The organism is Actinoallomurus sp. CA-150999, from assembly GCF_050942425.1.
Classification (GTDB): Bacteria; Actinomycetota; Actinomycetes; order Streptosporangiales; family Streptosporangiaceae; genus Actinoallomurus.
In genome coordinates this window covers 979,909-1,001,767 of the sequence record NZ_CP192063.1, presented here as the reverse complement: position 1 = coordinate 1,001,767, position 21,859 = coordinate 979,909, and the positions used below count along the sequence as shown (strand labels likewise).

Annotated in this window: 24 protein-coding genes; 10 read left to right on the top strand and 14 right to left on the bottom strand. The window is 69.8% G+C overall.

All coding sequences use genetic code 11. The annotated features are described in order from the left end of the window. The first annotated feature begins 174 nt into the window (after window positions 1-174). Entirely contained in the window at window positions 175-1,395 is a 1,221-nt protein-coding gene (locus ACQP2O_RS04740) for a cytochrome P450 (RefSeq protein ID WP_433180229.1), read from the top strand. Window positions 1,396-1,406: 11 nt separating this feature from the next. Here the strand turns inward: ACQP2O_RS04740 and ACQP2O_RS04735 are convergent, their stop codons facing one another. Further along, window positions 1,407-3,665: an MMPL family transporter gene (locus ACQP2O_RS04735; RefSeq protein WP_433180228.1), complete on the bottom strand. Its 2,259-nt coding sequence runs from the start codon at window positions 3,663-3,665 to the stop codon at window positions 1,407-1,409. Between the two features lie 72 nt (window positions 3,666-3,737). On the opposite strand from ACQP2O_RS04735, the gene ACQP2O_RS04730 reads away from it, so the two are divergent. Together ACQP2O_RS04730 and ACQP2O_RS04725 are read left to right on the top strand one after the other, a co-directional pair. Beyond that, window positions 3,738-4,358, top strand: coding sequence for a TetR family transcriptional regulator (locus tag ACQP2O_RS04730; RefSeq protein WP_433180226.1), 621 nt, complete (start codon window positions 3,738-3,740; stop codon window positions 4,356-4,358). A 184-nt stretch (window positions 4,359-4,542) separates the two neighbouring features. After that, a complete protein-coding gene (locus tag ACQP2O_RS04725; RefSeq protein WP_433180224.1) occupies window positions 4,543-5,571 on the top strand; it encodes an ArsR family transcriptional regulator in 1,029 nt (342 codons plus the stop codon). Between the two features lie 159 nt (window positions 5,572-5,730). On the opposite strand, the gene ACQP2O_RS04720 is transcribed toward ACQP2O_RS04725, so the two are convergent. Beyond that, a complete protein-coding gene (locus ACQP2O_RS04720) occupies window positions 5,731-5,907 on the bottom strand; it encodes a hypothetical protein (protein ID WP_433180222.1) in 177 nt (58 codons plus the stop codon). A gap of 9 nt (window positions 5,908-5,916) precedes the next feature. Here ACQP2O_RS04720 and ACQP2O_RS04715 point away from each other — a divergent pair, with 9 nt between their 5' ends. From ACQP2O_RS04715 to ACQP2O_RS04705, 3 genes are all read left to right on the top strand, one after another. Further along, entirely contained in the window at window positions 5,917-6,276 is a 360-nt protein-coding gene (locus ACQP2O_RS04715; RefSeq protein ID WP_433180220.1) for a hypothetical protein, read from the top strand. A gap of 180 nt (window positions 6,277-6,456) precedes the next feature. After that, window positions 6,457-7,050 carry a hypothetical protein gene (locus ACQP2O_RS04710; protein ID WP_433180218.1) on the top strand — a complete coding sequence of 198 codons (594 nt, stop codon included), beginning with the start codon at window positions 6,457-6,459 and terminating at the stop codon, window positions 7,048-7,050. A gap of 105 nt (window positions 7,051-7,155) precedes the next feature. Then, complete coding sequence (locus ACQP2O_RS04705) at window positions 7,156-8,601, top strand: LamG-like jellyroll fold domain-containing protein (protein WP_433180216.1); 1,446 nt, start codon at window positions 7,156-7,158, stop codon at window positions 8,599-8,601. Between the two features lie 127 nt (window positions 8,602-8,728). Here ACQP2O_RS04705 and ACQP2O_RS04700 read toward each other — a convergent pair whose 3' ends face one another. Continuing rightward, window positions 8,729-9,457 (bottom strand): alanyl-tRNA editing protein, encoded by a 729-nt coding sequence (locus ACQP2O_RS04700; RefSeq protein ID WP_433180214.1) that lies wholly within the window; start codon window positions 9,455-9,457, stop codon window positions 8,729-8,731. A 50-nt stretch (window positions 9,458-9,507) separates the two neighbouring features. Between ACQP2O_RS04700 and ACQP2O_RS04695 the strand changes: the two genes are divergently transcribed. Further along, entirely contained in the window at window positions 9,508-10,233 is a 726-nt protein-coding gene (locus ACQP2O_RS04695) for an SGNH/GDSL hydrolase family protein (protein ID WP_433180213.1), read from the top strand. A 12-nt stretch (window positions 10,234-10,245) separates the two neighbouring features. Here the strand turns inward: ACQP2O_RS04695 and ACQP2O_RS04690 are convergent, their stop codons facing one another. The 5 genes from ACQP2O_RS04690 to ACQP2O_RS04670 all read right to left on the bottom strand — a co-directional run bounded on the left by ACQP2O_RS04690 (window position 10,246) and on the right by ACQP2O_RS04670 (window position 13,825). Beyond that, the gene (locus tag ACQP2O_RS04690; protein ID WP_360889273.1) at window positions 10,246-10,581 is read right to left on the bottom strand and encodes a DUF2516 family protein; all 336 of its coding nucleotides are present in this window, start codon (window positions 10,579-10,581) and stop codon (window positions 10,246-10,248) included. Window positions 10,582-10,752: 171 nt separating this feature from the next. Next, window positions 10,753-11,136, bottom strand: a complete 384-nt coding sequence (locus ACQP2O_RS04685) for a hypothetical protein (protein WP_433180211.1) — start codon at window positions 11,134-11,136, stop codon at window positions 10,753-10,755. An 8-nt stretch (window positions 11,137-11,144) separates the two neighbouring features. Next, window positions 11,145-11,531, bottom strand: coding sequence for a helix-turn-helix domain-containing protein (locus ACQP2O_RS04680; protein WP_433180209.1), 387 nt, complete (start codon window positions 11,529-11,531; stop codon window positions 11,145-11,147). Window positions 11,532-11,675: 144 nt separating this feature from the next. After that, entirely contained in the window at window positions 11,676-12,521 is an 846-nt protein-coding gene (locus ACQP2O_RS04675) for a neutral zinc metallopeptidase (protein ID WP_433180207.1), read from the bottom strand. A 317-nt stretch (window positions 12,522-12,838) separates the two neighbouring features. Then, entirely contained in the window at window positions 12,839-13,825 is a 987-nt protein-coding gene (locus tag ACQP2O_RS04670; RefSeq protein WP_433180205.1) for a neutral zinc metallopeptidase, read from the bottom strand. A gap of 182 nt (window positions 13,826-14,007) precedes the next feature. Here ACQP2O_RS04670 and ACQP2O_RS04665 point away from each other — a divergent pair, with 182 nt between their 5' ends. Then, window positions 14,008-15,663 (top strand): DUF2207 domain-containing protein, encoded by a 1,656-nt coding sequence (locus ACQP2O_RS04665; protein WP_433180204.1) that lies wholly within the window; start codon window positions 14,008-14,010, stop codon window positions 15,661-15,663. On the opposite strand, the gene ACQP2O_RS04660 is transcribed toward ACQP2O_RS04665, so the two are convergent. After that, entirely contained in the window at window positions 15,660-16,580 is a 921-nt protein-coding gene (locus tag ACQP2O_RS04660) for an asparaginase (RefSeq protein ID WP_433180202.1), read from the bottom strand. The two genes, ACQP2O_RS04665 and ACQP2O_RS04660, sit on opposite strands and share 4 nt — an antisense overlap. 222 nt (window positions 16,581-16,802) lie before the next feature. Between ACQP2O_RS04660 and ACQP2O_RS04655 the strand changes: the two genes are divergently transcribed. Further along, window positions 16,803-17,663: a hypothetical protein gene (locus ACQP2O_RS04655; RefSeq protein ID WP_433180200.1), complete on the top strand. Its 861-nt coding sequence runs from the start codon at window positions 16,803-16,805 to the stop codon at window positions 17,661-17,663. A gap of 1 nt (window position 17,664) precedes the next feature. On the opposite strand, the gene ACQP2O_RS04650 is transcribed toward ACQP2O_RS04655, so the two are convergent. From ACQP2O_RS04650 to ACQP2O_RS04640, 3 genes are all read right to left on the bottom strand, one after another. Next, a complete protein-coding gene (locus ACQP2O_RS04650) occupies window positions 17,665-18,021 on the bottom strand; it encodes a YbaB/EbfC family nucleoid-associated protein (RefSeq protein ID WP_433180198.1) in 357 nt (118 codons plus the stop codon). A gap of 25 nt (window positions 18,022-18,046) precedes the next feature. Beyond that, the gene (locus ACQP2O_RS04645) at window positions 18,047-18,295 is read right to left on the bottom strand and encodes a hypothetical protein (protein WP_433180196.1); all 249 of its coding nucleotides are present in this window, start codon (window positions 18,293-18,295) and stop codon (window positions 18,047-18,049) included. A gap of 692 nt (window positions 18,296-18,987) precedes the next feature. After that, window positions 18,988-19,812: a 3-keto-5-aminohexanoate cleavage protein gene (locus ACQP2O_RS04640; RefSeq protein ID WP_433180194.1), complete on the bottom strand. Its 825-nt coding sequence runs from the start codon at window positions 19,810-19,812 to the stop codon at window positions 18,988-18,990. Window positions 19,813-19,912: 100 nt separating this feature from the next. On the opposite strand from ACQP2O_RS04640, the gene dtd reads away from it, so the two are divergent. Then, complete coding sequence (gene dtd, locus ACQP2O_RS04635) at window positions 19,913-20,350, top strand: D-aminoacyl-tRNA deacylase (RefSeq protein WP_433180192.1); 438 nt, start codon at window positions 19,913-19,915, stop codon at window positions 20,348-20,350. Here the strand turns inward: dtd and ACQP2O_RS04630 are convergent. Together ACQP2O_RS04630 and ACQP2O_RS04625 are read right to left on the bottom strand one after the other, a co-directional pair. Beyond that, window positions 20,347-20,799, bottom strand: coding sequence for a hypothetical protein (locus tag ACQP2O_RS04630; RefSeq protein ID WP_433180190.1), 453 nt, complete (start codon window positions 20,797-20,799; stop codon window positions 20,347-20,349). The two genes, dtd and ACQP2O_RS04630, sit on opposite strands and share 4 nt — an antisense overlap. Before the next feature lie 89 nt (window positions 20,800-20,888). Next, the gene (locus tag ACQP2O_RS04625; RefSeq protein WP_433180188.1) at window positions 20,889-21,851 is read right to left on the bottom strand and encodes a YgfZ/GcvT domain-containing protein; all 963 of its coding nucleotides are present in this window, start codon (window positions 21,849-21,851) and stop codon (window positions 20,889-20,891) included. Between the last annotated feature and the right edge of the window lie 8 nt (window positions 21,852-21,859).

Genomic DNA, 21,859 nt, shown 5'->3' with positions numbered 1-21,859 from the left:
GATCACCGGCCGTGGAACGGGCCACTCGGCTGACCCGTGCCGTGACTGAAAGTCGGAAACGGACCAAACACTCAGCACCACCCAAAGAGTCCGAAAAGCGGTTATTGTCCCGGTCACCCCGCCGTGTGGATCGCTGTGTCGCTGATGCCTCTCGGTAACGCCAAGGAGTGCCCGATGACGAACCCGTCGTCCCAGGATCCGCTCGCCGGATCCCGGATCCCGCTGTACGGGCCGGAGTTCCAGCGGAAGTCCGCTGACCTCTATGCCGAGATGCGGCGCGCGCACGGCCCGGTGGCTCCGGTCCTGCTCGACGGCGACGTGCCCGCGTGGTTGGTGCTGGGCTACCGCGAGGTGCAGTACGTCACGGGGAATCCGCAGATCTTCGGGCGCGACTCACGGCGCTGGAACGCCTGGGATCGGGTCCCGGCCGACTGGCCGCTGCTCCCGCTCATCGGCTACCAGCCCACCATGATGTTCACCGAGGGCGCCGAGCATGAGCGGCGTTCCGGGGCGCTCGACGCCGCGCTCGCCGATGTCGACCAGTTCACCTTGCGGACGGAGGCCCAGCAGGTCGCCGATCGGCTCATCGACGCGTTCGCCGGGAGCGGTGAGGCCGACCTGATCGCGCAGTACGCCGATGGAGTGCCGCTGCCCGTCGTGGCCCGGATGATCGGCGTGCCGGAGGCGGAGACCGCCGACCTGGTCCGTGAGGTCTATACGACGCACGCCGCGGGCGAGGGCGCGAACGAGGCCTACGGGCGCGTCCGCGAGAAGGTGCAACGGCTGGTGCGGTTCCGACGGGAGAACCCCGCCTCCGATGTCACGTCACGGCTGCTGGCGCACCCGGCCGGGCTCACCGACGAGGAGATCGCCGAGGATCTGCTCCACCTGATGAACGCCGGGCAGTTGCCCACCGCGTACTGGATCGGCAACACCCTGCGGCTGCTGCTCACCGACGACCGCTTCGGGACGACCTTGTTCGGCGGACGCCGGAGCGTCGGCCAGGCACTCAACGAGGTGCTCTGGGAGGACACGCCGACCCAGAACTTCCCGGGCCGGTTCGCCGCCTGCGACGTCCAGTTGGGCGGCCGGCAACTCCGCAAGGGCGACCTGCTCATCCTCGGCCTGGCCGCGGCCAACCATGACCCGCTCGTACGGATGGACCCCCTGACCTCGATCGGCAACCAGGCGTACATGTCGTTCAGCCATGGCTCGCACCGGTGCCCGTACGCGGCCCAGCAGATCGCCGAGGTCATCGCCGAGGCCGCGATCGAGGTCCTGCTCGACCGGCTCCCGGACGTGTTCCTCACGGTGCCGGCCGATGCGCTGACCTGGCGGCCGTCGCCGCTGTTCCGCGGCCTGTCGGCACTCCCGGCGAGGTTCACCCCGGCCTGAGGGCCCGGCGGTCACGCGTGTTCGAGGGCGCGTTCCTCGGGGCGTACGGGTGGCGGGGGCGGACGGCGGCGGCCCGGGAACCACCAGTTGGCGTGGCCGAGGAGGCTCATCAGGGCCGGGACCAGCACGAGGCGGACGACCGTGGCGTCCACGGCGACCGCGGCGGCCAGGCCGAGGCCCATCATCTTGACCATCGAGTCCGGCTGCGGCAGGAAGCTCAGGAACACGCAGATCATGATGAGCGCGGCCGAGGTGATGAGCCGGGCGGTCGAGGCGATGCCGGTGACGACGCTGCCGTGCGGGTCGCCGGTGCGGAGGTACTCCTCGCGGATCCGGGACAGCAGGAAGACCTCGTAGTCCATCGACAGGCCGAACAGCAGCGCGAACATGAACAGCGGCACGAACGACACGATCGGCGTCGGCTGGTCGAGACCGATCAGGTCGATGCCCCAGCCCCACTGGAAGACGGCCACCACCACGCCGTACGCCGCGCCGATGGACAGCATGTTCATCAGCGCGGCCTTGATCGGCACGATGATCGAGCGGAACGCGATGACGAGCAGCACCAGCGCGACCACGACGACGATGATCATGACGTACGGCATGCGCTGCTTGACGATCGTCGCCATGTCGATGATCGCCGGCGACGCCCCGCCCAGGTAGGCGCGTGCTCCCGGATGGCGGGCCACGGTCGGCGGGATCACCGACGTCCGCAGCCGCCGTACGAGGTCGGCGGTCGCGGCGGCCTGCGGCGGCGTGGTGGGCGCGACCTGGATCGTGACGCTGTCGCCGATGACGACCGGGTCGTCGACGGAGGCGACGCCGGGCGCCTTCTGAAGGCCGCGCCGCAGGTCATCGCCCAGGCGGCGGGCCTCCGGGTTCGGCGTCGGCTTGTCGTCCGGGCTGACGGCCAGCCGTCCGCCCGGCTCCTGGCGCAGGGCCGTCCAGCCCTTGGCGGTCCTGGTGTTCTCGTCCGCCTGCGGCGGACGCGCGGGGCTCGGGACGGTGGCGACGACCACGAACGGGCTGTACCAGCCGGGTCCGAACTCCTTCGCCGTCACGTCGTACGCACGACGGGCGCTGGTGGAGTGCGGCAGTGTGCTGTCGGACATGATGCCGAAGCGCAGGCTGAGCACCGGTAGCGCGAGGAAGAGCAGCACGAGCGTCGCCGCGATCGCGTACGGCCAGGCGTGCCGGTCGACGTGGCGGCCCCAGCGCTCCCAGCGGTGCGTCGAGCGGTCGGGCCGGATGCGGGGCAGCCGGTAGCGGTCGATGTTCGTGCCGAGGACGCCGAGCACGGCGGGGAGCAGCGTGAGAGCCGCTGTGACCATGAAGGCCACGGCCGTCGCCGTCGCGAGTCCGATGATGCCGACGAAGGTGATGCCGGAGAACCACAGGCCGCAGATCGCGAACAGGACCGTGCCGCCCGCGAACACGACGGCGTGCCCGGAGGTCGCCAGCGCCTCGCCGACCGACTCCTCCACGCCCATGCCCTCGGCGAGTTGTTGCCGGTGGCGTGTGACGACGAACAGCGCGTAGTCGATGCCCGCGCCGAGGCCGAGCATGGCCGCGACCATGGGCGCGGTCGGGTGGACCTGCCAGATCGACGCGCCGACATGGATGAGGGAGTACGCCACCGCCATCGCGCACAGGGACACGACGATCGGCACGCCGGCCGCGAGGAACGACCCGAACGCGGCCAGCAGCACGCCGAGGGCGAGGACGACGCCGATGCCCTCCTTGGGACCCGCCTTCGGCTGGTTGAGAATCGTCGTGACGATGCCGCCGAATTCCACCTCGACGCCGGCCTGCCGGGCCGGCTCCGTCGCCTCTTCGAGGGCGTGCAGGTCGTCCAGGGAGAGGTCGCGGGCGGTGCCCTTGAAGTGCGCGACGGCGACGACGGCGTTCGCGCCCTTGGTGCCGCCGGTGCCGCCGTAGGGGTTCTCCGCCATGGCGACGCGGGGCAGCGTGCCGACCTGCTGGATGGCCTTTCCGACCTGGAGCGCGACGCGCCAGTCGGACATGGAGACGCCCTGTTGCGGGTGGAAGACGATCGTGGCCGTCGGCCCGGTGACCTCGGCGAAGTTCTTGCGGAGCAGGTCGATGGAGCGCTGGGTCTCGGTGCCGGGGAGGCGATCCTGCTGCACGAAGGTGCCGCCCCGGGCGGCTCCGAGGACTCCGGTGCCGACCGCGACGGCGAGCCAGACCAGGATCACCCACCGCGCGTGGCGGGCACAGAACCGCCCCAGTCTCCCCAGAATCCCCGACATAGCCACAGAACAGCACGAGAGGTGAAACTTTGCAACGCCTGCAAAGTCGCAGCGACTGTATATATTGGTGAGATGGATCACATGGGCCTGCGGGAGCGGAAGAAGCTGAAGACCCGGCGGGCGATCGCGGAAGCCGCCCTCCGCCTGTTCGCCGAGCGCGGCTACGAGGAGACGACGATCGCGGACATCACCGAGGCCGCCGACGTGTCCCCGCGGACGTTCTTCAGCTACTTCCCGTCCAAGGAGGACGTCGTCTTCGCGGAGATCGACGAGCGCCTGGCCGAGGTACGGGAGGGCGTCGCGCGCCGGCCCGCGGGCGAGACTCCCCTGGAGTCCATGCGCCGCATCGTCTTCGAGATGAGCGACGCGATCGCCGCCGCACACGGGGAGTACGGCGCGGTCCAGATCCAGCTCATCCTCGAGCGTCCCTCCCTCCAGGCGCGGGCCCTCAAGCGGATGCACGACCTCGAGCAGCACGTCGTCGAACGGCTGACCGAGCTCTCCCCGGACATCGGCGAGATCGACGCCATCGTGATCGCCGGTGCGCTCGTCGGCGGCATGAACGCCGTCATCGCCCACTGCCGCGCCCAGGGATACGACCCGGAGGCCACCCGCGAGGCGGTCGACCGCGCCCTGGCCATCGTCGAGCACGGCCTCGGGTCCGTCCCCGCCCTCACCCGGCCCGTGCCGTGAAGCGAGCCACGGACTCTGGCACGTTGAAAATCGATCTAATGCGCGGTGTTCCGCCTCGTCAGCGCACCCTCGAACGGATTCGAACAGGGTCGAACAGCCTCAGTCTTGCCCCACGGCACGGCGCTTCTATAGATCTAGTGGCGTCAACCGAACAAGGGCTCAATATCGACGCGGAGGGCTGTCAATGCTGCGGATCCACTTCGAGCCAGAGGATCTCGCCCGCACCACCGTTGCCCCATCGGCGGACGTGCTCTGGGAAATCCTGCTGAGTCTGCACGCGATCCAGGAACGCAACGAGGAAATCGCGTTGGACGGATGGCGGCGGCGCACCCGTCCCCTGATGCCACAATCACTTTCCCCGCTATTCGAGATCGCGCCACCGCGTGGCTACTCCGCCGACTTCATCACCCCCACGCGCGGAACGGCCACCCTGAATGAGGGACTACAGAAGGTCCTGGCCACCACCCCGGATCAGCTGGCCCGCGACTTCACCGAATTCGCACGGCACGGCCGTAAGCCCTACATCGCGCGGTCGCTCGATACCACGGCGGCCGTCCGGCGAGTGGCCCACGACCTGCAGAGGTTCTTCACCCTCGCGCTGGCGCCCCACTGGAGGCAGATCACGCGCGACATCGAGGCCGAGCGCCTGCGCCTCGTCCAGACGCTGGCCGACCACGGCGTGGAACGCGCCTTGGGCACGCTCCACCCGCACGCCCGCTGGGAGCACCCGGTGCTTCAGGTCGACGACTACGTCGACCAGGACATCACCTTGAACGGACGCGGCCTGGTCCTCCTCCCGTCGTTCTTCTGCCGCCACCACCCGATCACCCTCCGGGATCCCGAGCGGCCGCCCCTGCTCGTCTTTCCCGTCAGCCGACGCACGTGGCTGGAGAAGGTCGACACCGACGAGGAGACTCGCGGGGAGCCCCTGGAAGGACTGCTCGGCCGCACGCGGACCACCGTGCTCAAGACGAGCATGGCCGGGTGCAGTACGACGGACATCGCCAAGGCCGCCGGCATCTCCCCCGCCTCGGTGAGCCATCACACCAAGGTGCTCCGGGAGGCCGGCCTCATCACCACCCGACGCGACGGCTACTCCGTCTGCCACGAGATCACAGATCTCGGGCTGACCCTGCTTACGTCGTCCCCAGGAGCGCCGATCAGCCGGCAGCGCCCTATGGTGTCCGAACGGTTGAGCCGACAGGCAATGTGATCGGCGTCAATGCCATGTGAACGATCGCCAAGTGAATCAGGCACCTATAGGAAAGCGGGGCTGTCCGAGGTGTCCGGACAGCCCCGCTCACGTTTCTGAAATGAGCCACGGTGCCGGGCGGTCTCAGGGATCTCCACGGCCGCCCGTCGACCGAGGGCCTTACGGCCTGACCGCCACGTGCACGTGGTCCCGGTGGCAAGTCGTGGCGCCGGAGTGCTTCTTGCAATGCTTGTCCGGGTGGCCGAGCCAGTTGCCGTTCGGCGAGTAGATGATGCCCTGCCAGATGACGTGGTCGATGGAGTACTTGGCGTGGTTCTTCACCAGCCACTTCATCATCTTCGTGCCGTGAGTCTTGTCGTCCTTCTTAGCCTTTTCGCCGATCTTTCCGTAGACGAGACCGTGTTCGCCTTCTTGTACAGCGTGCACATCTTCTTCGTGACCTTGCCGGCCTTACCGCAACTGACCAGCTTGGCCGAGGTGGAGGCATCGGCCATCGGGGCCGCGGCGATCATCGCCGTCGAGGCGATCGAGGCCGCGCCGAGCAGCCCCACGATCTGCTTACGCATTGATTCCTCCCTGGAATCGTCATGGTCCGAGCGCGACCGAGTCCAACCGAGACCAAAAGCGAGCCTTTCAGCCTTCGCGAAACTCGGCCCCGCCGCGATGTCCCGCGCACTCCAGAGCCTGGCGAATCACAGCGAATAGCGACAATGCTTTAGATCGTGATCAAAAACAACACTCCAAAGAGCCTGCGGAACCTCCTTTCGTACCGGCACGCCCCTCTGACTTCGATCCCTTTTACGCCTGCTCGAAACTCTTGTGGGTCGACTCAGGACTCCGCAACGCTCTTCACTGTTCGCCCCTCCCGAGACGAAACGGGGAACGATGAAGCCCTCCATCAAAACGCTCATCCCCATCCAGTTGGCGGCCGTGGCACTGGTCGGCGTCGCCGGCGCGAGCACCGCGAACGCCGCGAGCCACCGCACCAACGTCACGACGCCGACGGACCAGGCGTCCATCGACGCTGCCAGTAAATGCAAGACTCCCCAACCCAAGAAAGATCTGCATCTGACGCGCGCACAGATCGTCGCGCGCGGCAAGACCTGGATCGGCAAGGTCTGGTACTCGAAGAAGAAGTGGCACTGCGACAGCAAGGGTTCCTACCGGCAGGACTGCTCCGGGTTCGTGTCGATGGCGTGGGGTCTGCGCAGCAACCAGGAATGGACCGGCACCCTGATCGGCAAGCGGTACAGCTCGCCCATCAAGAACTGGAAGAAGAAAATCCTGCCGGGCGACGCGGTCACCCATAACCCGGAGAGCGAGGCCGGTCACGTGGCTCTCGTCGAAAAGCGGACGTCGAAGGGTGTCTGGGTCCTCCAGGAGAACCAAACGGGCACCAAGGCCAACCGGGCCTTCAAGTCCTGGAAGCAGCTGAAGGCCGGCGGGTACTACGGCATCCGCTACAAGCACGTGAAGTAAGCGGCTCAGCATGGCGGGGCTGCCCGGAGTATCCGGGCAGCCCCGCCTTCGTCGACCTGCCCCAACAGGCCACTTGACGCGGTCGTACGAGGTAAGTTCTCTTCCGTGTCTTTGGAGAGTTCCGCCCCGGTTCCTCATGACGCGCACACTGCTACGGATTTCGTCGCACAGCTACGGCGGCTCAAGGCATGGTCCGGCCTGACCTACCGTGAGCTGGAGAAAGAGGCGGCGAAGCACGGATACGTCCTGCCGCACAGCACGATCGCCTCCGCTCTCAAACGTGAGTCGCTCCCCCGGGAAGAGCTGGTCAAGGGATTCGTAAGGGCGTGTGGCTGTCTTGACGAGACGGTCGCGGCATGGGTGGCGGTCCGACGCGCCCTCGCCGTCGGCGCCCACTCCGACTCCCGCCCCACGGCGGAGCCGTCCCCACTCGCCGACGACACGGGACCATCCCCGGTCGCGCCCGATGCTCCCGCCGAGGACGCCGCCCGGCGTCCCGGCGAACCAGCGGCAGTCCCTCCCGACGACGCCCGGCTCACCGGCCGACCACAGGCGCTCTCTCCCGACGACATCCGGCCGCCCGGCGAAGCACCGGCGGTCGCCTCTGACGACGCCGCCAGGTTCCCCGAAGAACTCTCGGCGGCTCCGGCCGGCGCCTCGCGGCCTCGTCCGACCGCGCACCCGGACGCGGCCGCCTCGGAGCCCGACGCGGACCCGGCCAGGCGCACGGACGGCGCCCTGGTCCGCTCGCGACCCGCCGGGCGGCGCACGGGTCCGCTGGCCCGCGTCGGCGTGCTCGCGTCGAGTCTCCTGGTCCTCGTGATCAGTGCCTCGTCGCGCGCCATACCGGACGAGCCACCGCGTCCCTCGGCCCGCACCGTCGCGCCGGCGGCGCCACCGCCGCCGACGCCGGTCGGCTGGTGGCGATTCGAGGAGACCGGCGGGCGGACCGCGCTGGATGCCTCCGGCCACGGCATGAACCTGCGGATCAGCGGCGACGCCACCCGTACGACGGCGCCGCCCGGCCATGCGCTCAGCCTCGGCGGGAACGGTCACGCGGTCGCCCGCGGACCCGTCATCCGTACCGACGCGCCCTTCACGATCACGGCGTGGGCGCTCCTGGAGGACCCCAGCCGTTCCGGCACGGTGGTCGCCGTGCACGAAGAGGGTGCCGCGCCCGACGTGGTTCTGCTCGCCTACGACGCGGAGCACACCGACTGGGCCTTCATGGTCCCCGACCGCGGCAGCGGATGGGCGAACGGCGACGACACCGCCTTCGGCGGTCGCCGCCCCGCCCCAGGGCGGTGGACGCATCTCGCGGCGGTCTTCGATCCCGCCGAACGGCAGCTCTGCCTCTATGTGGACGGCGAGCGCGGCTCCTGCCGGAAACGTACGACCATCACCCGCGCGAGCGGCCCGCTCGACATCGGCCGCGCCCTGTTCAAGGGCTCGCTGATCGACGGCTGGCAGGGCGCCGTCGACGACGTCCGCGTGTTCGGCGTGCCCCTGTCGCGAAGACAGGTCCGGCAGGTCGCCGCCCAACGATCCTGACGCACACCGACGGAGCCCCGCGCATGACCACGAACCTCCGGTGAAAGCCCGACGGTGGAACTCTCGCGCAGCGGCGACCGCCGGGCAACGGTTCAGAGCGTGGTCGAATCCCCAGGGCGGCGACCGCTCAGTCGAGGATCTTGACGCGGACGCGCCGGAAGCCTCGGCCCTTGTTCTCGATCTTGGCGACCTGGAGACGGCCGACCTGCCGGGTGGACGCGACGTGGGTGCCGCCGTCGGCCTGGGTGTCCAGCCCGACGATGTCGACGATGCGGACGTCCTCCACCTCCGGCGGTACCAGATTGGTCGCCGTCCGGATGATGTCGGGGATCGCGAACGCCTCGGCGCGCGGCAAGGTCTTGACGTCGATGCGCCGGTCCGCCTGGATCTCGGTGTTGCAGGCGGCCTCGACGGCCTCCTTGAACCCGGCCGGGACCTCGGGGAGGTTGAAATCCATCCTTGCGGCCCCGGGCTCCATGTTTCCGCCCGTGACGAGACATCCGTAGTCGCGGAAGACGACGCCGCACAGGATGTGCAGACCGGAGTGGGTCCGCATCAGGCTCGTCCGCCGCTCATCCTCGACCGCACCGCGCACGGCCGTGCCGACCGGCGGAATCGGGTCGTCCTCGTGGGGAAGGAGGTGAAGATCGTCGCCCTTGCGGACGCCGACGATCCGCGTCTGCACGCCCTGCCAGAGCAAAACCCCGTGATCCGGCGGCTGGCCGCCTCCACCCGGATAAAATGCCGAGCGGTCGAGGACGATCCCCCCGGGTCCCGAATCGAGCACGACCGCTTCCCACTCGCGCAGCGTCTGGTCGGTCAGCTCAAGCCGCTGCGTCCGGTGCGTGGTCGTCATGGAGATCAGCTTAGGACGTCCATTTCGGGCGCCGACCTCAAGGAGCGGGATTGAGACGACGCGCCGTACGTTGTGTCGCCACGGCCGTCGCCCTCCTCGCGCTCGCGGGCTGCGGCGGTACGGAACGCCGGGCGCGCGCCGACGGCCCGTCCCGCGCGCCGAAACAGCACGCGGCGCACGCGCCCGTCGTCATGTTCCTGGGCGACAGCTACACCGCCGGCAAGGTGGGACAGATACCGGAGCAGACGTACGCCGCCGAGACCGCCCGGACCCTGGGCTGGCAGGTCATCATCGGCGGCTACCGGCAGACCGGGTTCATCGCCAAGGGCAAGGTCGGCAAGGACTTCGCGCGGCTGTTCACCGAGCAGCTCGCCTGGCGCCCGGCACCCGACCTGGTGATCGTCTCTGGCGGCCACAACGACCGGCGGCATCCGGCGGCGGACGTCGGCGAGGCGGCCCGGCAGCTGCTGGGCACGGTGCACCAGCGCTGGGCGACGGCGCGGCTCCTCCTCATCGGCCCGATGTGGGGCGGCGGCAGCCCGCCCAAGGAGGTCACGGCCATCCGGGACGCCCTGGGCAGCGTCGCCGCGGAGTCGAAGGTGCCGTACATCGACCCACTGAGCGAACAGTGGATCACCGGCGACCACGACCTGGGCACCGGCAACGCACCGCAGTACATCCTGCCCGACGGCACCCACCCCACCGCCGCGGGCGCCCGTCACATCGCCGACCGGCTCGTCGCCGACCTTCGCAAACGGGGGCTCGACCGGCCCTGACCGGCCGGCGGCTCACCAGGGGCCGTACGGGCCCGAGGAGGACGAGCCGCCGCGGCCGTACTGCCGCACAGCGGGCCGCACGTCGGCGAGGTAGACGGCGGCGGCGATGAAGCCGATGACCGGCAGCATCTGGATGATCGAGACGAACCTGACCGCGCCGGCCAGGCCGAACAACAGCGCGACCCCAAGGATGATCAGCCACAGCTGTTTCGTGAGCTTCCCCGCGGCCGAGTAGGCCCCCGCCGGCCGACGTACGGCGTCGACGAACGCCCAGACCTCGACGATGAAGGCGGCGATGGCCACGACCCAGAAAAGATTGCCGACAAAACTCTGGGCTGGACCTAGCACGATCAACCCCCTGTACCAGGGCGGCGTCGTACGAGCGCCGCGTCGAATGTCATCACGTACGGCCCCAGCGTATGCGTTCCGTCGGGGTCGTGCCGATGGTCGCGGCCGGAAATACGGGAGCCCGGGCGGATACATCCGCCCGGGCTCCCGGCACACGCACGCTCCCGATGGTCAGTTGCCGACCGTCTTGGAAGCGTCGGTCGCGGCCTTGCCGGCCGTCCTGGTGGTCTCCTTGGCGGAGCCGGCGGCCGTCTTGGCCTTACGGACCGTGGACTTGGCGGACTCCTCCAGCTGCTGCGTGGACTTCTGCCGCTCGCCCCGGCTCACGATCTTCTTCCCGCGCTCGGCGAGCTCGTCGACGACCTCGGCGGCCCGGCCGCCGACCCGGGCCGCGTAGCCGAGCGCGACGCCGCCCAGGTCCTTCGGGTCCGTCCGCTCCTGGAGGCGGTTGATCCGCTCCGGCACCTCGCGGATCTTCTCGACGGCGAGGTCGCCGGCGCCCGCGGCGACGTAGAAGGCCTTGGAGTCGCGCAGCTTATCGGTGATGTTCGGCATGTCTGGGTTCACCCTTCGGTTGATGAGGTGGCTTCGGTGGCGGCTTTCCCACTGGACTCGTTCTCCCGGCGGAACGACTCGTAGATGTCGAGCAGCACCTGCTTCTGGCGTTCCGACAGGTCCGCGTCCGCCCTGATCGCGGCCTGGACGTCCGTGTCGGCCTCTCGCTCGTCGAGGATCCCTGCTTGCACGTACAGGGCTTCGGCGGAGATGCGCAGACCCTTGGCGATCTGCTGCAGGATCTCCGCGCTCGGCTTGCGCAGCCCACGCTCGATCTGGCTGAGGTAGGGGTTCGAAACGCCCGTGACCTCGGCCAGCTGGCGCAGCGAGACCTTGGCCCGCTTGCGCTGCTCTTTGATGTACTCCCCGATGGAGCCGACTTTGGAAGTCGCCATGTATCCACTGTGCGCCGCCGTGCTTGCTATTGCAAGCGCAGTTGCAAGCACTTCGCGGTGAAACGAGTCACATCGCGAGTTCGCCGTGCGCCAGAGGGCTTGACGGCGCGGCGGAGACGGTCCCCGGCCGGGGCCGGGGACCGGTCAGTTCACCGAGCCGGACGGGGCCGCCCAGGTGTTGCAGGCCGACGTGGTGCCGCGGTTGTAGCCGATCTGGACCCAGCCGCGGTAGTGCGCGTCCGTGCCGTGGTCCCGCTCGTCGAGAGGGCGCCCGTCGTCACCGCGCTCGTACGAGTCCTTCAGGGCCATCGCCCACTGGTCGGGCGTGACGGGGAACGTCGAGCGCACCGAGCCCAGGAACAGCCCGGACAGGCACTGGGCCTGCAGTTCGCTGCGCTTGGTGACGGCGTTGCGGGCCGTGGTGCTCGTCGCCTCGGACCTCGCCTGCTGGGCGTACTGGAGGATGCCGGACTGGTCCTGGATCGCGTGGCCGTACTCGTGGGCGATCTCCCGGGCGTACGCCACGTTGTAGCGCACCGGCAGGCCGCCCGCCGCCTTCTGGGCGTCGGTGACGCCGATGTACATCGACTGGTTGGACGGGCAGTAGAACGCGGCGACGCCCGGCGATGGGTAGGTCCCGCAGGGGCTCTGGCCCCCCGTGGACCAGAACACCCGGTGCGGCGCGGTGAACCGCATGCCGGCGTGCGCGAAGCCCTGGCCCCAGGCGTGGTCCAGGCAGTCGGTCGTCCCGTCGAGGAACAGCCGGAACGACCGCGAGTCGCCCTGGGTGATCTGCCGGCCCTGGCAACCGTCCGAGGGCAGCCGGCCGACCTTGTACAGCGTGCTGGTCGCGGCGTTCTGGCCCGGTGCGGAGGGTGCGCTGACCGGCGGCCGGTTCGGCGTGTACCCCGGCCTGGTGATCACCTTCGAGGCCACCGCGCCGACCACCCCGATGATGGCGAGGAGGCCGAGCACGCCGATGCCGCGCACGCCTCCGCCGCTCCGCCGCCGGGGCGGTGGCCGGTAGCCGTAACCGGGACCCGCGTAGTGAGGCCCGCCCTGCCCGGGGCCGTACGGCGGCCGGGGCGGCGGACCCTGCGGCGGACCGTACGAAGGACCGTAGCCCTGCGGCGCGCCATATCCCTGGCCGTATCCCTGGGACTGGCCATATCCCTGGCCTTGTCCCTGGGGCCGGCCGTATCCCTGGCCATATCCCTGGCCCTGGCCCGGAGGCGGGCCGTATCCCCGACCGTGTCCCTGGGGCGGGGGTCCCCATGAGCCCGGTCCAGCCATTCACTCTCCTCCTGTCAGGAAACGTCCGCGGGGGTGGCCGTCCACGTGTTGCAGGACGACAGGACGCGCTGCGTGTAGCCGCGGGCCACCCAGCCCGCGTAGTCGGCCCCGGAGCCGTGGTCGCGCCGGCCGTCCGGCTGGCCGTCGTCGCCGCGCGCTCGCGCGTCGGCCAGCACCGCCCGGTACTGCGAGGACGTCATGGGGAGGCTGTCGCGCTGGGCCGACAGGAACGCGCCCGCGAAGCACTGCGCCTGCAACTCGATCCGGCGGCTCGTCTCGTCGCGGGCCTCGGCGGCCGAGCCGGCCATCAGCCGGTGGCCGTACTCGAGGATGCCCGCGTCCTCCTGCACGTGGTGGCCGTACTCGTGCGCGATCACCCGCGCGTACACCGCGTAGTGCGACACCGGCTCGTCGCCCGCGGTCTCCACGACGTCACCGAGGCCGACGTACATCGTGTCGTTGGCCGGGCAGTAGAACGCGGCGGCGCCGGGAGCCGGGTACGACCCGCACGGGCTGCTGCCCGATTCGCTCCAGAACACCCGGCTCGGGGCTGCGAAGCCGGCCAGACCCACCTTGGCGAACTGCCGCCGCCACGCGTTGTCCAGGCAGTCCGACAGCCGGTCGAGGAAGACCCGCATCGAGTCCTCGTCGTGCTGCCGGATCGGCGGGAGCGCGCAGCCGACCGGGTCGAGCGCTCCGCTGCGGTAGAGCGGGCCGGCGAACGCGGCCTGCCTGCTACCCGCGTTCGGCGGTGCTTGGGTGGTGCCGGCACCCGCCGCGGGCCGGTCCGGGCCGGCCAGCGAGTAGGCGACGATCGCGACCGTGCACAGCCCGGCGACGCCGCCGAGCGCGCCGACGATCGTGCCGGCCGCGCTGCGCCGCCGGTGCGGGCGGCGCGGTGGCAGGTAGCCGATGTCCCGTGCCGGCCGACGCCACAGGCGGGACGGCGGGCCCTGCGGCTCCGGGCCGTCCGGCGGGCGCCGCCGATAGGGACCTTGCACTGCTGTCCGTTCCTCCCCTGGGACCGGCACGCCGGCTCCACGCAGGAGGGACGACCGGAGCAAGAATCATCGCATACCGTCGAAAACTCGATCACTTGTACGGCAATGACCACCGATCGGTTCATGATCGTCACATCAGCAGGTCACGTTCGGTCGGCGGTTCACCGGTACGCTGTGCGCCCATGCGGGTTCGCACGCGGCTTCTGACCGCCCCCCTCGTCGCCGCAGGACTCTTCGTCGGCGCGGCCTCCGCGTCGGCGGCGTCGGGACAGGTCGTCAAGGACACCGTCGCGATCACGGTGGCGCCGGACGGGACGCTCCAGGTCAAGGAGACGGTCGTCTACGACGGGGACGCGCCCGCGCGTACCCTCATCCGCCGCAAGCACCTCGACGATCGGCAGGACCGCCGGTTCGACGTCGGCGACGTCCGGGGCGGCACGCTCAAGAACCAGGGCGACCACGCGGTGCTCCAGGTCGCCGGTGGCGGCGGCACGGGCCGGCGGACGGCCCAGCTGTCCTACACGGTCAAGGGCACGCTCACCGCGCTGCGCACCGGCGAGCAGCTCACCTGGACGGCCGCGGGCGGCTGGCACGTCCCGGTCACGCAGACCCGGGTGACCATCGAGTCCAGCGCCGTCGTCCAGAACCTCAACTGCTTCGCCGGGGAGCCGGAGAGCACCGTCGGCTGCACGCAGTTCTTCACCAACCACACCCACACGCTGGCCGACTTCCGGCAGCAGGACCTCCAGCCGGGCGACTACGTCACGGTCATGATCGGGTACCCGCCGGGCACGACCTCCGGCAAGCCGATCATCGACGAGCGGCACACGGTGGCCACCGCCTTCACCGTCAACGGGGTCACCGGCGGCACCCTGCTCGGCCTGCTCGTCCTGCTGCTCAGCGGGGTGGCGCTGCTGTACGTCACGCGGGGCAGAGACGGGCGCATCGTCAACAAGAAGGCGGCCGAGGGCGACCAGGCCCCCCTCGACTCGACGGGCTTCGCCCCACCGGACGGCGTACGGCCCGGCCAGATCGGCACGCTCATCGACGAGCAGGCGGACGTCGTCGACGTCACCGCGACCATCATCGACCTGGCCGTACGCGGCTACGTCCTGATCGAGGAGCTGCCCCGCGAGACGCACGGCCTCGACTGGCAGCTACGCCGGATGGACCGCCCAGCCGACGACCTTCTCCCGTACGAGCGGATCCTCTACGACGCCCTGTTCACCGGGCGCGACGTCGTCCGGCTGTCCGAGCTCGGCGGCACCTTCGCCGACCAGCTCGCGGCGGTGCGCAAGGCCCTGTACGTGGACGTCGTCCGGCAGGGCTGGTTCGCCCGCCGGCCCGACTCCGAGCGCACCCGCTGGACCACGATCGGCATGGTGCTGGCCGGCCTCGGGGTCGTCGGGACCATCCTGCTGGCCGTCTACACGAACCTCGCCCTGATCGGCCTGGCGGTCATCATCGCCGGCGCGGCGCTGGCCGTCGGCGGCCAGTACATGCCCGCCAAGACCTCGCGGGGCGCGACCGTACTGGCGCACACGCTGGGCTTCCGGGCGCACCTGTTCCGCGGCGAGCTGCCGGACACACCGGCCGGTCACCGGGTGGCGCTGTTCTCGCACTACCTGCCGTACGCGGTCGTGTTCGACGTCGTCCAGCGCTGGGCGCAGACGGTCGCCGACGTCGGCGCGGGCAACGACGGTCCCTCGGACAACCTCTACTGGTACGAGGGACCGGCCGAGTGGGACCTGTCGAACTTCGCCGAGTCGATGCGCACCTTCACGCTCGCCACGTCCGGCGCGATCTCCGCGTCCCGCCAGTTCCGCAGCCTCTCTTAGATATTCACCGCGCGGATCTCGCCGACGATCGCGTCGCCGCCGTGCAGGGGCACGGTGGCGAGCTCGTCGGGGACCTCGGCGCCGAGGGCGCGCAGCGTCGCCACGGTCACCGGGGTCCGGGCGCGCATCGCCCCATCGTCGATCTTGATGGCGCCGGCGCGGCCGTCCGCGAGCGCGAAGGCGTCGACGCCCTCGGCCCCGCACTTGACCAGCAGGCCCGGCACGGCGGTCATGAGCCGGTACTCGTCGCGGTGGGTACCCGAGGTCCACTCCGGGTGGGCGCGCATCGCGTCCGCGAGCCGCCGCTCCGGCGTGCCGGGCTCGGCGATGACGAGCGCGCGCAGCGCCCGCGCCACCCCGGTCAGCGAGACGGCGAACAGCGGCGCGCCGCACCCGTCCACGCCGATCGCGGTGATCCGCTCACCGGTGAGCTCCTCGACCGTGTCCCGTACCGCCAGCTGCAGCGGGTGGCCGAACTCCAGGTACGACTCCGTCGGCCAGCCGTTGAGGACGCAGGTGGCGAGCATGGCGGCGTGCTTGCCGGAGCAGTTCATCCGCAGCCGTGACTTCTCGGCGCGGACGGCGACGTCCGGGTCCAGTGGCCACTGGGGCGGGCACTGGAGAGCCTCCGGCGTGAGCCCCGCGTCGGTGAGGATCTTGTGAGCGCCCTCCACGTGAAAGTCCTCACCGGAGTGGCTGGCCGACGACAGCGCGAGCAGTTCCCCCTCGAGGGCGAGGCCACTGCGGGCCATCGCCACCGCCTGCATCGGCTTGTTCGCCGACCGGGGGAAGACCGGGTCGTCCGGGGATCCGATGCGTAGTGCCGGGGAGCCGTCGGCGGCCAGGGCCGCCACCGAACCGCGGTGCCGGGACTCCACAAAACCGGAACGTTCCACTTCGACGAGGACGGGGTGCATCTACTCTCTTCGGGGGTCGACGGTCGGCCACTGCCGGCTGGTCGTGGACGACCTCGGATCGGGCTGCAGAGCGACGCCGACGGCGGCCTTGCCTGCACCGACACCCTACGCGAGACCCGGCGCGGGTGCGGATTCCCACTTTTCCTACCGGAAAGATCTTGCAGTGATCATCGACGGTTGATAAATTCCGGCGTCTGGCCGGGACTCGGGGGTGCAAGGACGATGGTCAACAACAAACTGATGTTCGGACTGGGCGGCATGGGCATCAGCGCTTTCACCATGTTCACGCTCCTGTCCGAGTGGCCTGACGGCGATCCGGAGAAGGCCCGTCAGGCCGCTGTGCTGTGGCGCCAGATCGCCGAGGCGGTGGAGAGCAGCCTCACCGATGTCGAGCCCCTGCTCGCCAAGGTGATGAGGGAAAACTCCGGTCACGGCATCGATGCCTTCGAGCGGTACTGGAACGACCATCTGAAGCCCTATCCGCCGCAGGTCGCGAACTATGCACGGCTCGTCGCCAAGGCATACGACGACTACGCCGACGCGCTCGAGCACGTGCAACTCGTGATCCTGGTCATGGCCGCCGAGTCCTGGGCGGAATTCATCCTCTTCAATGCCTGGCCGGAGGTTGGTGGCGCCATCGCCTGGCTCGTCCGTCGCGCGATCAGGAAAGAGGAGGTGACGCTGCTGGTAAGACTGCTCCGCGCCGTTGTCGGCAGCCTCTTCTACTCGGTGATCGATACCGCGCTCCACGATCTGGCCAACACGATCACCGGAAAGCCGGTGACCCTGAAGGACACCGCGATGACCTTCCTGAAGGACTTCGTCGGCGTGATGATCTTCTACCAGGCGGACGCGGCGAACTTCGGGCCGCTCGGCAAGCTGCTCCCGCAGAATCCCGTCTTCCAGCATTACTTCTGGTACATCACAGGATCGAACGCCTTTACGATCTCCTCGAACGCCATGAACAACCCGTCGGCCATCATCAATGACCCGGCGAGCCTGCTGCCGACCTGGCAGCAGGAGATTACGAAGTTCATCGTCCCCACCGGCCAACTTCGGGAAGGCATCGTTCACCCGAAGTGACCTACCGCCTTTCTTCGAGAAGCCGTCGGGCTTCGGCGAAGATAGGCGACGTCGTCCCGTTCACCAGCTCGCTCATGGCACGGGTGGCGTCGCCGGAGGCCTGGTTCACGGCCTCCAGAATCGCTTCGGCCAGCGCCTCCGAGCCCAGCCGCAACGCCCGCGATTCAATGACCAGGCTGGTCAGACCGCCGCCCGGCAGGGCCTCGACCTTCACGAGTCCGCCCGCCGCCTCGCCTCTTCCCCGAATCCCTGCGACCTCGTGCTGCAGTTCTTCAAGCGGCTGAACCCTCGCCCCGAACTCCTGCACCATTCTCTTGAGCTCATCGCTGAGGCCTGGCGCATCGTCATCGCGGGTCATCGTGTCTCCATGTGCTGTTGGCTCGTCATATCGTGGGCATGGCGATCGGGACGCTCTGGTCCACCTTCGGCAGCGCGGCGATACTGTTCCAGTCGGCGACCGCGACATTCGCCGCCATCTCGCACAGCCGCGTCGCCACCCCGACATAGCCGTCGGCGAGGGCGCCGGCATAGGTGGTGAACTTGTCGCGGGCGTTCTGGAAATCGGACGCTGCTTTCCGGCCTTCGCTGTCAGAGCCGCAGATGTCGCCTAGGCCATCGATCTGGTTCAGCAAGGAATTCAGCGTGCGCGGGAGCGTGACTTCACCGTCGGCGTCCAGCGCCTTAGCCAGGCTCAGGGCCTGATCCGCGTGGAACTTCAGGTCTTTACCCGTTCCCAGGGATGACCGCCCGGGCAGCGCTGGGGGCGGAGACGGGCTGCCGCTCGGGGACGGGGACGGGCTCGGGCTGCCGCTCGGGGACGGGCTCGGACTACCACTCGGGCTCGGAGACGGGCTCGGGCTGCCACTCGGGCTCGGAGACGGGCTGCCGCTCGGAGACGGAGACGGGCTCGGGCTGCCACTCGGAGACGGAGACGGGCTACCGCTCGGGGACGGGCTCGGACTACCACTCGGGCTCGGAGACGGGCTGCCGCTCGGGGACGGAGACGGGGACCCGGTTGGGGTCGGCGTTGGAGTCGGGCTAGGACTGGAGGACGGAGTGGACGTGGGGATGTTCTGCGTGGTCAAGGCGTCACTTCACAGGAGTTCACCGAAGCTTTCATATAAATCCTATCGCTATTATCGGGAATCTACCCCCAACGCGTCGATGGTTAACAGAGGCTGAACATCGACGACCGGGCCACCTACAGCTCGGTTTCCGACAGATAACCTCAAAAGCTACCAAACCGCGAACGATCTCCGTATTCGATTCACGAGTTGCCCGTGTCACAGCTCGGAGACGGGTCAGCCGAGGACCTCCGGCGGTCTCAGCGGTCCTTCACGCCCAGGAACGTCCGCGCCTCATCGGGCGGCATCGGGTCACGCTGGGCGGTCCGCGCCAAGGTGGCCGCGCGCTCCACGAGCTGCGCGTTGGCCGTGACCGGCCGCCCCTTGGCGTAGCTCAGGGTGTCCTCCATGCCCACCCGCAGATGACCCCCGGCCGACAGAGCGGCGTACATCACCGGCAGGGTCGTCCGGCCGATGCCCGTCGCCGACCACGTGGCCCCGGCGGGCAGCGCCTCCACCGCGGCGACCAGCGTCCGCGCGTCCCCCGGCATCCCGCCCGGCACGCCCATGACCAGGTCGCAGTGCACCCGGCCGCCGAACGGCGGACCGTACGTGTCCAGCAGCCGGTGCAGGGACGCGACCTGGCCGAGGTCGAACAGCTCGAACTCCGGCACGACCTCCCGCTCCTGCGTCAGCCGATAGAGCTCGGCCATGAACGACCAGGGGTTCATGAAGACGTCGTCGCCGAAGTTGACGGTGCCACAGGTGAGCGAGCAGGCGTCCGGCTCGGCGTCGAGGACCCGCAGCCGGTGCCCGTACGGGTCGGTGACCGCGCCGCCCGTGGACAACTGCACGATGAGGTTCGTGCTCGCGCGCAGGGCGGCGACCGTGTCGCGCAGGCGCGCGAGGTCGAGCGTGGGCCGGGCCTCGTCGTCGCGGATGTGGACGTGGATCACGGCGGCGCCGGCGGCCTCGCACTCCTTGGCCGTCTGGACGAGCTCGTCGAGCGTGACGGGGAGCGCCGGAGCCTTGGCCTTCTCGGCCTCCGCCCCGGTCGGCGCAACTGTTATCAGCGTTCTGGCCATGGACAGCATGATTTCAAGTCGAAGGCCGATTTGGCGAGAAGATCTTTCGCAAAGGGGTGCGTTCATCCGGCGGGTGCCGCGTGCGGCAGAATGCGGTGGCGTGCGAGCAGTCGTCCAGCGTGTGAGTCAGGCGAGCGTGACCGTCGAGGGTCGCGTCGTGGGTGCGATCGACGAACCGGGCCTGCTGGCCCTCGTCGGGGTGACGCACGACGACACCCCGGAGCAGGCGAAGAAGCTCGCGGCCAAGCTGTGGGGGCTTCGGGTGTTCGACGGCGCCGAGGGTCCCGAGGCGTCCTGCTCCGACCTCGGCGCGCCGCTGCTCGTGATCAGCCAGTTCACCCTCTACGGCGACACGCGCAAGGGCCGCCGGCCGTCCTGGATCGCGGCCGCGCCCGGCCCCGTCGCCGAGCCGCTCGTCGACGAGGTCGTCGCGGAGCTGCGCCGCCTCGGCGCCCACGTGGAGACCGGCGTCTTCGGCGCCGACATGAAGGTCGCCCTCATCAACGACGGGCCGATCACGCTCATCCTTGAGGTCTAAGAGCTCAGGCCGAGCACGGCGAAGATGACGGTGACGACCGTGCCCGCGGCGGCGAGGGCCAGGACGTTGCGGTCGTTCTCCGCCAGGCGGGCGCGGACGCTCGGCGAGTAGACGACGACCCCGGTGTCGCGGTTCGGGTCCGGTACCGACTCCCGCCGGAACGGGTTCGGCAGCCGGACCGCGCTCCACAGAGCGTCGTTCTTGACCTGCTGGTGTGCCGCGGAGCAGGCGAACAGCCGCCCCCGGATCGGCTCGTGGCAGGCGAACCCCTGCCGGGTCATCACCCGGCAGACCGTCGGCACCAGCGAGAACTCATACAGGCACCACCCCAGCAGCGCGATGAGCGCGAGCCGCCACGACGTCAGGAACACGGCGGCCAGGAGCAGCACGCCGAACCCGATCCACCAGGCGTAGGCGGGTTCCCGCACTCGCCGCCGCCGTCGCCCCATGTTCTCTTTCCTCGTCGCGTCCTCTTCCGACGGAGAAAACCTTCCCATGAGCGCCGCCCATCGCGATCCAGGTTCGGGTGTTTGTCGGCTTATCGGCGTCGAAGATCGATTTTGGCGTTGGCTCCGGTGTCAGGGTCGACGATGACCTCCTGCGCGGCCGCGACCCCGCCGGCCAGCAGCGGCTCGTCGATCGGCACGTTGCGCTTGACCAGGCCGAGAGCGATCGGGCCCAGCTCGTAGTGGCGGGCCGCCGAGCCGACGAACCCGACCGTACGGCCGCCGGCCTCGATCGGCTCGCCGTGTGCCGGCAGCCGGTCGACGCTCCCGTCGAGGTGCAGGAACACCAGCCGCCGCGGCGGGCGGCCGAGGTTGTGGACCCGCGCCACCGTCTCCTGGCCGCGGTAGCAGCCCTTGTCGAGGTGCACGGCGACGTCGATCCAGCCGGCCTCGTGCGGGATGGTCCGGTGGTCGGTGTCGAGCCCGAACCGGGGCCGGTGCGCGGCGATGCGCAGCGCTTCGTACGCCCACAGCCCGGCCGGGCGCGCCTGCCAGTCGCGGTCGAGCTCCTTGCGGGGCACGATCAGGCCGTCGGTCGTCACCAGGGCGTCCGCGGGCGGCTCGGCGCCGGTGAGCGTGACGACGGCGTACGCGTCGGACTCGTCGGTGACCTCGACGCGCATCATGAACCGCATCGAGTCGAGGAAGCGCGCGAGCTCCGGCGCCGTGCCCGGCTCGACGTGCGCCCACACCGCCTCGCCGTCGTCCACCAGGGCGAGGTGGTGCTCGACGTGGCCGTGCGGGCTGAGCAGCAGCGCCTCGGTCGGCGTGTGCGGCGGCAGGGACTGCAGGTGCTGGCTCATCAGGCTGTGCAGGAACTGCAGGCGATCCGCCCCGGCGATCCGTACGACGCCGCGGTTGCTCCGGTCGACGATCGCCGCCCCGGACGCGAGGGCGCGTTGCTCGGCGAACGGCTCGCCGTAGTGCGCGGCGACCCCTTCGTCCGGCGAATCGGCCGGTACGGCCCCGGGCGTGCTCAGCAGCGGGCTGTCCATGACCGCAA